Origin of the sequence: Bacillus sp. SIMBA_008 (genome assembly GCF_046535495.1) — a bacterium.
GTDB classification, from domain to species: domain Bacteria; phylum Bacillota; class Bacilli; order Bacillales; family Bacillaceae; genus Bacillus; species Bacillus subtilis.
In genome coordinates, this window is record NZ_JAWRWL010000393.1 from 1 (window position 1) to 276 (window position 276).

Annotated in this window: 1 protein-coding gene; it reads left to right on the forward strand. The window is 52.9% G+C overall.

Features of this window, described 5'->3' with window-relative positions:
• On the forward strand, positions 1-276 hold a 276-nt coding region (locus SB658_RS23745; protein ID WP_410602766.1), incomplete at both ends, for a malic enzyme-like NAD(P)-binding protein.

Consider the following 276-nt stretch of genomic DNA (forward strand, 5'->3'; position numbering starts at 1 on the left):
TCGAATATGGCGGCGTCACATATGAAATTGGGCAAGCGAATAATGCTCTAGTGTTCCCAGGGCTTGGTCTTGGAACGATTGTGTCTAAAGCACGCCTCATGACAGACAGCATGTTTGTTGCGAGTGCTGAAGCGATTGCCAGCATGGTCAATGTCGGAAAGCCGGGTGCAGCGATGCTGCCGAGTGTTGATCAGCTTCGAACCGTTTCAGCGACAGTGGCTGTCCGTGTGGCGCAAGCAGCGATTGATGAAGGAATTGCAGAGGAAACGCCTGAGG